This is a genomic window from Cellvibrio sp. (genome assembly GCF_053579595.1).
The window spans coordinates 1-9,486 of the sequence record NZ_JBRFPI010000164.1; the positions used below are offsets into that span (position 1 = coordinate 1).

Sequence of the window (9,486 nt, forward strand, 5' to 3'; positions counted from 1 at the left end):
CTGACGGTTTTGGCGTTGCTGGCTGCCAGCTTGATCACCGTCTATTTGTTGATACGCAGTTTGGTATTGGGGCCGGTTGATGAAGTGACTCGTTCACTCGCCACCATTGCTGGTGGAGGTGGGGATTTAACCCGTCGCCTGCCCACAGATAGCCAAAATGAAATTGCCGCCCTCGCACACAACTTTAATCTGGTGATGGAGCATATCGCCTCAATCATTCGCAATGTGGTGCAAGTGAACGACAAGGTGCGGGTTAATGTAAACAAAATGAGCAGTGCAACCGAGAGCACCGTGCAGTCAACATCGCAACAATTGCGCGAAATTGAATTGGTCGCGACTGCCGTGGAAGAGCTTTCGGCATCGGCCAATGAAATTGCACGGCACGCAGGCGATACCGCTGAGCGCACTAATGCCACCAGCATTCTTGCCGAGGAAGGTAATACCATCGTGAATCTGTCATTGGAAAATGTAAATCGCCTCACAGGACAAATTGAGTCGACTGCGCAAAAAATTCAGGTACTGAAAAATAATTCGGTCAATATCGGCTCGGTGATGGAAGTTATCCGCACCATCGCTGAACAAACCAATTTGCTCGCCCTTAACGCGGCAATTGAAGCGGCGCGCGCAGGCGAACAAGGGCGTGGATTTGCGGTGGTTGCTGACGAAGTGCGCTCACTCGCACAAAAAACCCGTTCATCCACCGAAGAAATTGAATCGATTATTGTGCAGCTGCAACGCGCTGCCGATGAAGCGCATCAGGCAATGAATACCAGTACTGCGTCTGCGCGTGAAACTATTGATACAGCATCCAAAGTGGGTGGTGCACTCGATAAAATCCGCGCAAATATCGGCATCATTAATGATATGAACCACCAAATCGCTACCGCATCGCATCAGCAAAGTTCGGTGGCCAATGAAGTGAGTAAAAATATTACCGCGATTCACGGCCTGTCGGAAAACGTGGTGGAGAATGCGCAAGTGGTCAACCACAGCGGTAGTCAATTAATTAACGAAACCAGTGAGCTGAAAAAGCAGATAGACAGCTTTAAAGTTTAACGCGATTCCTGGTGGTACAAACGGCGCCCTGTGCGCCGTTTTTTATGCTCCGAATTTCCCCCTGTGCATAACTACGTCAAAACTGCTGACGCTTATCACTTCCGCCGCAGGCTTGCGGCATCTATTCTCTGATTACCACAAAAACCAACATCACAATAACTCACTACGACCGAGAGATCTCCATGCGCAAAACTATCAACCTCCTAATTACTCTACTGAGCTGCTGCACGCTGTTTGCACAAGCGGATGGCGCGGTACCCGAGGTGAACGTCCATAAGGCAATCCAATTCGCCAACCCCGATAATTTCCCCCTCACGCTCGACATTTATGTGCCGCAGACTGGTAAGAAATCCTATCCGGTGCTGGTGATTTATCACGGCGGCGGCTGGTTAGTGAATAACAATTCGATCATGAATGACATGGCCGCCAAGGTCGCGCGCGAAGGTGAATTTGTCGTCGCCAATATGAATTACCGGCTGCTCGGCGACCTAAACAACAGTGTGACCATGAACCAGATTATTGAAGATGTGTTCGGTGGCCTGCTATGGGTGAAAGAGCACATCGCGCAATACAGCGGTGACCCAACCCGTGTAGCAATCACCGGCGACAGCGCGGGTGGCCATCTCACCACCATGATCCTTACGCGCGGCCGTCAACTGGAAAGCGATGGTTTTGCCGGTAACAGTTTGGGCTTCAAACCCAGCTATTTGCCCGCAGGCAAAACCGCCGAACAAATCGCACAGGAGGATGGATTAAAAGTACAGGCTGCCGTGGTGAGCTACGGTGCCTTTGATCTGTATGAAGCTGCCAAAGGCGGATTTGAATCGCCCAACAACGTATTTTGGAAATTCGGCAAGGCCGAGGCGCGCGGTCTGTTTAGCAATGCGTTTAATGTGAATGACAACCCTGAGCGCTACAAAGCGGTATCGCCAATTTATTTCGTCCCCAAGGCGAGCGAATACAAACTGCCTCCGCAATTTGTGCACGTGGGCAGCCTGGATACCACCACCCCGCCAAAATCCGCGCAGCACTATGTGGACCTGCTTAAAGCGGGCAAGCAACCGGTGGAGTACAAGGTCTACCCCAACAAAAACCACGCCTATTTGGACAATGGCTGCAACTGGGCCGGCAGCTGCTTCGATAAAGACGCACTCTGGCCCATGGATGACATCATCAACTTCTTGAATAAAACCCTGAAAAACTAGGCCAACCCGCCTGCAGGGATCTTCCGGTGCGGCTGAGCTTTTTCAGGCCGCACTTTTTTCTTCAATGAGTCACGCTGATAAATTGATGGATATATTTATCAATTTACTGAAAAATCGCGCTTTTGATGAATATATGCATCATTTCGATCAAAGGTTAGCAATGCCAATCAATGCTGTTTTTACATGCTTAAAACCTGTGTTGGGATTCCGCGCAAAAGGATTGCACACTTAAATGAACACTCCCCTTTCCATTTTAAATACTGTCTTCGGTTACCACGAATTCCGTGGCCCGCAAGCAGCGGTGATTGATGCCCTGGTTGCCGGCGATGATGTCTTGGTGCTCATGCCGACCGGTGGCGGTAAATCCCTTTGTTACCAAATTCCTGCACTGGTGCGTGAAGGTGTGGGTATTGTGGTATCGCCGTTGATTGCGCTGATGCAAGACCAAGTGAGTGCCCTGCGTGAATTGGGGGTACGCGCCGGATTTTTAAATTCATCGCTTTCAGCGCAAGAGATGTGGCAAACCGAATTGGCGTTGCAGCGCGGCGAGTTGGATATGCTCTATGTTGCGCCCGAGCGATTGATCCAGCCGCGCACATTGGAATTATTTCACCAGATAAAAATTTCCCTCTTTGCAATTGATGAAGCTCATTGTGTATCCCAATGGGGACATGATTTCCGCTCCGATTATTTAAAGCTGGAATTACTGCAGCGCGAATTTCCGCAGGTGCCGCGCATTGCCTTGACTGCAACCGCAGATGTGCGCACACGCGATGAAATTATCGCGCGCTTGCAACTGGAAAATGCACAGCAATTTATCAACGGTTTTGATCGCCCCAACATTCAATACCGAATCGCACAAAAAAATAATCCCAAAATTCAAATCATGCGTTTCTTGCGCGAAGAGCAAGCGGGCAATTCCGGCATTGTGTATTGCCTGTCGCGCAATAAGGTGGAGCAAATTGCCGAATGGCTAAGCAGTGAAAATTTTACCGCGCTGCCCTATCACGCGGGGTTGCCTGCGGCTGTGCGCCAAAAAAATCAGGAGCGGTTTTTACGCGAAGACAACATCATTATTGTGGCGACTATCGCGTTTGGGATGGGCATCGATAAACCCGATGTGCGCTTTGTGGCGCACCTGGATTTGCCCAAAAGTATTGGAGCCTATTATCAGGAAACCGCCCGCGCAGGGCGCGATGGTGAACCGGCCACAACGTTACTGCTTTATGGTTTGGAAGATGTGGTTAAGCTGCGGCAGATGATGGCGCAGAGTGAAGGCAGTGAAGAATTCAAACGCAATGAACAGCAGCGTTTAAACGCGATGCTCGGCTTGTGTGAAATTACCAGCTGCCGTCGCCAAAGTTTATTGCGCTATTTTGGCGATACCCTCGCGCAGCCCTGCGGCAATTGCGATTGCTGCATTTCGCCGCCGCAGACGTGGGATGCGACCGAGGCAGTGCAAATGGCACTCTCCTGTGTGTATCGTACCGGCCAGCGTTTTGGCGCTGGGCATGTAATCGATGTGTTGCGCGGCAGCAATAATGAAAAAATTTTGTCGTTTGATCATCACAAATTAACCACTTACGGCATCGGTAAAAATTTAAGTGCAGATGAATGGAAATCGATTTTCCGCCAATTGGTAGCACGCGGCTTGCTCGATGTGAATGTCGATGGTTTTGGCGGCTTAGTATTAAATGAATCCTGCCGTACGTACTTGCGCGGCGAAGAAAAAATCAGTTTGCGCCGCGAACTGAAAGTCGTTGCCAATACCCCGCGCCGTGCAAACCTCAGCCAAAATATCGAAGCAGAAGACCAGGGCTTATGGAATGCGTTGCGTTCCTGCCGCAAACGCCTCGCTGAAGAACAGGGTGTTCCACCTTACGTTATTTTCCACGATGCTACACTGCGCGAAATGCTGGAATTCCGCCCGCTCACACCGGAACAGTTGCGCAGCATTACTGGTGTGGGTGATAGCAAACTAAAACGTTTTGGCGATGAATTTTTAGCGGTGATCCGCGCGGCAGAATACGAGGAATAAAATGGACTCACTTTCACAAATTGCGTTGGGCGCCGCGGTGGGTGTTGCCGTGATGGGGCGCAAAACGGCGCCCTGGAAAGCGGCAGTCATGGGCGCGGTAGTGGGCACCTTGCCCGATCTGGATGTGCTGATTAATCACGGCGATCCGATTCGCGATATGACACTGCATCGCACAGAAAGCCACGCGCTGTTTTACCTCACCTTGGTCGCACCTTTGTTTGCATGGATTACTACAAAACTCGCGCGCGAAATGCACCTGTTTAAACACTGGTGGCTTGCGGTCTGGTTAGTATTAATTACCCATCCTCTGCTCGATACCATGACGATTTACGGCACCCAACTCGCACTGCCGTTTAGTGATTATCCCTTTGGTATTGGCAGTGTTTTTGTCATCGATCCACTTTATACCTTGCCATTATTAATCGGCACCGGCATAGCGCTTGCGCGTAAACAACTGGCGGGATTGCACTGGAATAGCGTTGGTCTTGCCGTTAGCAGTGTGTATTTATTGTGGGGGCTGGCGATGCAATTTTACGTTGGCACGCTCGCCGATAAATCCCTCGCGGCGCAAGGCGTATCGGTACAGCAGCGATTGGTGACAGCAGCGCCCTTTAATAGTTTGTTATGGCGCGTTGTGGCCATCACTCCTGAAGGTTATGCCGAAGGTTTTTATTCGTTGCTCGACAGCGATACCGAAATTCGTTTTGAGGAATACCCGCGCGGTGAAAAAATCTACCAAGTGGTGAGGGGCAATTGGGAAGTTAACCGTATCGCCTGGTTTAGTCACGGTTATTTCAAAATGGAACAACAAAACGGTGTGATCAGTATTGCGGATTTACGCATGGGTGTTGAACCTTATTACACTTTTACCTTTGATGTTGCCAAACACAACATCGATAAAAACAATGAGCGAATAATATTTATCACACCTGAACAACGTATTCCTGCCATCGAGGGCGAGCAGAGTTTGCAATGGTTTCAACAGCGGTTTTTAGGCAGCACAGATCAGACACTGGTGGAATTTTTGAAAGGAAACTAGCGAGTCTTTTTGTTTTATCCCATTTGAACAAACCCGAATCCCACTAGCGGGAATCCTATGCCGCTTGTGCATCCCACTAATGGGATTCACACAATCACCGCAATAAATAATCGATCAAAATCAGCCACTTAAAAAATGGCACAGAAGCTGCTCTAGTCATTCCGTCAATTCTAAAAACGGAACAGTGATGGACGTCAGTATCGAGCGCAAAAAACCACGCCTGCTGAAACGCAATTTGCTATTGGTGTTAGCGGCGCTGGTTATTATCTCTGCTACTTATTATCTATGGTATCTCGGTCAGGCCGATATGAGTGTCGATGCCAATACCCTGGTGTTTGATGAAGTCAAACGCGGAAAATTTACCGTGTCGGTGCGCGGCACGGGTGTGTTGGTGCCAGACAACATCGAGTGGCTCTCGGCGAGTGTGGAAGGCACACTGGTAAAACGTGCGGTGAAACCCGGGCACAGCGTGAAAAAAGGCGATTTGATTGTGGAGTTAAATAATCCACGCTTGATTCAGCAACTCGCGGAAGCGCAATGGGAATTAGCGGCGCTGGAAGCAGAGCTTACCGCAGCCGATGTTGCCTTGGCATCCAGCCTACAACAACAAAAATCCAATCTGCTCAATGCACAGCTCGATTATGAAACCAGCGAGCTGGAATTTACGGCGCGCGCTGATTTGATTAAAACCGGTGCTGTCTCCCGTTTGGATTACAACCGTACCCGTCTCGCCATGGATCAATCCCAACAACGTTTGCAAACGCACCAACAACAGCTTGGCAAAATGGAAGAGTCGTTAATTGCTCAGCGCAATGCGCACAAGGCGCGTTTGAACCAACACAAACAGCGCGTGGCGATTATCCAGCAGCAGGTCAATGATTTACGCATTGAAGCGAGTATGGACAGCGTTGTGCTGGAATTGCCACTGGTGTCGGGCCAGCGGGTAATGATGGGCGATAATATTGCCAAGCTGGCGCAGCAGGATTCGCTGATTGCCGAGCTGCAAATCCCCGAGCTAAATATTCGCGAGGTGGCAGTTGGGCAGCGCGTTGTTATCGATACACGCAATAATAAAATTGAAGGGAAAGTTGCGCGCGTTGACCCGGCGGTTATCAATGGCAACGTGCAAGTGGATGTGGTATTGACGCAAGCCCTGCCCGATGACGCACGACCTGATTTGAGTGTCGATGGCGAAATAAAAATTACTGAAATTGCCGATACACTTTACGTTGCGCGCCCGCTCTTTGTGCAGAGCCAAAGTGAAACCCTGCTGTATAAATTAAGTGACGACGGTCATTTTTTTGAGCGGGTTGCCGTGCGCCTCGGGCAGGGGTCTGCAAACCATATTGAAATTATTGAAGGCCTCTTACCGGGCGATAACATTATTATTTCTGATCCCACCCGCTTCAGCAGTTACGAAAAACTGCGTATTAATTAATAAATCGAGAAAAACCGGTTCCATTTATTTAAAGGAAGTTAAATATGACCAGCAACCCCCATGATATTCGTCCGAAACAGCACGGGCGCCATCTGCCTGCGCTCACAGGTATACGCTTTGTAGCGATCCTGCATATTTTTTGTTTTCATCTCTGGGTTCTGTTTGATATGAAAAAAGAACCGGGTATGGAAAACTTGCTGCGCGGTATGAATGATTTACCCGCGCCGCTATTTACTGCCATAGCCAATGGTTGGATGTCGACCAGTTTTTTCTTTTTGCTCTCGGGATTTATCCTTGCTTATTTGTATTGGGGCGAGGATGGGCAATTGAGTATTCCCAAAAAAACATTTTGGTTGGCGCGCGCGATCCGCATTTATCCCATCCATTTAATACTGATGTTGATTACCTTGCTCATGACAACGGCCTATCAACTATCGCTAGGTACCAGCCCGTGGTTATTGGTGGCCAGCGGCCTTACGACACTGACCTTGACACAGGCATGGTATCCGGATTTGGTGCCCATTTGGTCGTGGCCAACCTGGACGATTTCGGCACTGGTATTTCTCTACGCCGTTATGCCATTTCTGTTACCCCGGTTGGCAACATTATCGCGTCGTGCATCCATTCAACTCTTGTGTGCACTGCCGTTTATTTCGCTACTACCTACCGGTATTTACGCGTTGTATTTTCCCGCTGGCACTGAGGCGCCGCAATTTTGGAAAATTTTTATTGGCTCTACACCGCTATTTTGGTTAGCGCATTTTATTGCCGGTATTTTGTTAACCAGAGTATTTAATTTTTCGCGCGCCGCTAATACGAGTGATCCTGCTTCTGGTAGCTGGTTCGCCTGGGGTGATCTGGCATTACTGGCCGTGGTCGTTTTTGCATGCGCCAAGCAGATTGAGGAGCCGTTTAAATTCTTCTTGCGCCACGGGCTGATGATGCCGCTCTATATGGTCATTATTGTCGATCTAGCGCGCGGAAGGGGAATTGCAGCGCGGTTGTTTTCCTTGCCCGGTACGGGCTTTCTCGGAGAGACCGGCTTTTCCATTTTTATCTGGCAAAATTTTGTGCTGATGATGTGCGGCGCCTTTATTATGTTTAATCCCGAGGCCGGGCAGCATCAATTTTTCTGGGCATTGGTGGGCGCTATTGCACTGGGCATTATCAGCACCTATCTGATTGAAAAACCCATTGCGCGTAAGTTGCGGCGCAAATGGCTGGTATCCGGCCAGAGTAACGACCATAAGCAGACGCCAACAGGCAATACTGATCCTCTTTCAATTCCTTCAAATTTACCGGCGGGCACCAGCCATGAATAACACCTTGATCACTTTGGAAAACCTGCAAAAAATATTTTTGACTGAAGAAGTGGCAACCCATGCGCTGAGCGATATTTCGCTGACCATTAATAAAGGCGAGTATGTGTCCATCTCCGGGCCTTCCGGTTGCGGTAAATCCACACTGCTGTCGCTGCTGGGGTTATTGGATACGGCGAGCAGCGGCAAATATAAACTTGCCAACCAGGATGTATCCAATATTCCCAAGCGCGAGCGGGCGCGTATCCGCAACCAGGAAATAGGTTTTATTTTCCAATCGTTCAATTTAATCAGCGATTTGGATGTGGAAGAAAATGTGGAGCTGCCGCTCACCTATCGCAGCGATCTTAATAAAACCCAGCGCAAACAATTGGTGAAAGAGGCACTGGCAAAAGTGGATATGGCGCACCGCAGCAAACACTATCCCGCGCAACTATCGGGCGGGCAACAACAGCGTGTCGCGGTTGCGCGCGCTATCGCCGGGCGCCCTTCTATTTTGTTGGCCGACGAACCCACCGGAAACCTGGATACCAAAAATGCCGAGGCAGTGATGGATTTACTCGATAAATTACACGCGGAAGGTGCGACCATTTGTATGGTCACTCACGACCCGCGTTCGGCTGAGCGCAGCCAGCGCAAAATTGATGTGCTCGATGGACGTGTGGTTTCCGACAAAACTGTAAAACGCGGGCAGGTCTGATCATGACAATGATTAAGGATATCCAATATGCACTGCGGCTATTGGCAAAAAAACCGGGCTTCACGTTATTAACCACATTGGTGATGGCGGTGGGTGTGGGTTTAAGTGTGTTTTTATTTTCCATGTTCAACACCATGTTATTTAAAGACCTGCCCTTTAAAGACAGCGATCGGTTGGTGCGCTTTCACATCACCCAGGATGGTGTTGAGTCTAGTGATGGTGTTGACCTGCACGATTACGCCGAGATCACATCCAATTTAAAGGGCGTGGAATTATTTGGCGCTTACAAAGAAATGAATGTCAACGCAATCGGGCGCGATGGTGCACGGCGTTATCGCGCGGCAAAAACCGACCCCAGTATTTTTCAATTGTCGCGCACTGCGCCACTGTTCGGGCGCGAGTTTAATACGCAGGATAATCAGCAAGGTGCGGAAGATGTAGTGGTAATAGGTTATGAAGTCTTGCGCACGCAGTTTGGCGGCGATGAAAATATTATTGACCAAACACTGCGTATCGACGGTAAAACCCACAGGGTAATTGGTGTAATGCCGCAGGGTTATTGGTTTCCTGATAACACTGATCTCTGGCTGCCACTGCGCCTTGATCCCAATGCAATTGCTCGCGGTAAAGGCGATAAACTGAGAGCAATTGCGCTGTGCCAAAAAAATAGTACCGAGGACGATATTAATCC

At 49.4% G+C, this 9,486-nt stretch carries 8 protein-coding genes; all 8 read left to right on the plus strand.

Going from position 1 to position 9,486, the window contains the following annotated elements; all coding sequences use genetic code 11:
* On the plus strand, nt 1-1,056 hold a 1,056-nt coding region (locus ACWA6V_RS11425; protein ID WP_449522604.1), incomplete at its 5' end, for a methyl-accepting chemotaxis protein.
* Between the two features lie 182 nt (nt 1,057-1,238).
* Nucleotides 1,239-2,261, plus strand: a complete 1,023-nt coding sequence (locus tag ACWA6V_RS11430) for an alpha/beta hydrolase (RefSeq protein WP_449522605.1) — start codon at nt 1,239-1,241, stop codon at nt 2,259-2,261.
* 232 nt (nt 2,262-2,493) lie between these two features.
* Nucleotides 2,494-4,299 carry a DNA helicase RecQ gene (recQ, locus tag ACWA6V_RS11435; RefSeq protein ID WP_449522606.1) on the plus strand — a complete coding sequence of 602 codons (1,806 nt, stop codon included), beginning with the start codon at nt 2,494-2,496 and terminating at the stop codon, nt 4,297-4,299.
* Nucleotide 4,300: 1 nt separating this feature from the next.
* A complete protein-coding gene (locus ACWA6V_RS11440) occupies nt 4,301-5,338 on the plus strand; it encodes a metal-dependent hydrolase (protein ID WP_449522607.1) in 1,038 nt (345 codons plus the stop codon).
* 187 nt (nt 5,339-5,525) lie between these two features.
* Complete coding sequence (locus tag ACWA6V_RS11445) at nt 5,526-6,776, plus strand: efflux RND transporter periplasmic adaptor subunit (RefSeq protein ID WP_449522608.1); 1,251 nt, start codon at nt 5,526-5,528, stop codon at nt 6,774-6,776.
* Nucleotides 6,777-6,820: 44 nt separating this feature from the next.
* The gene (locus tag ACWA6V_RS11450) at nt 6,821-8,098 is read left to right on the plus strand and encodes an acyltransferase family protein (RefSeq protein WP_449522609.1); all 1,278 of its coding nucleotides are present in this window, start codon (nt 6,821-6,823) and stop codon (nt 8,096-8,098) included.
* On the plus strand, nt 8,091-8,795 hold the full coding sequence (locus ACWA6V_RS11455) for an ABC transporter ATP-binding protein (RefSeq protein WP_310074384.1): 705 nt from the start codon (nt 8,091-8,093) through the stop codon (nt 8,793-8,795). The genes ACWA6V_RS11450 and ACWA6V_RS11455 overlap by 8 nt, the downstream gene beginning before the upstream one ends.
* A gap of 2 nt (nt 8,796-8,797) precedes the next feature.
* Nucleotides 8,798-9,486: ABC transporter permease (locus ACWA6V_RS11460; RefSeq protein ID WP_449522610.1), on the plus strand; the 689-nt coding region annotated here is incomplete at its 3' end.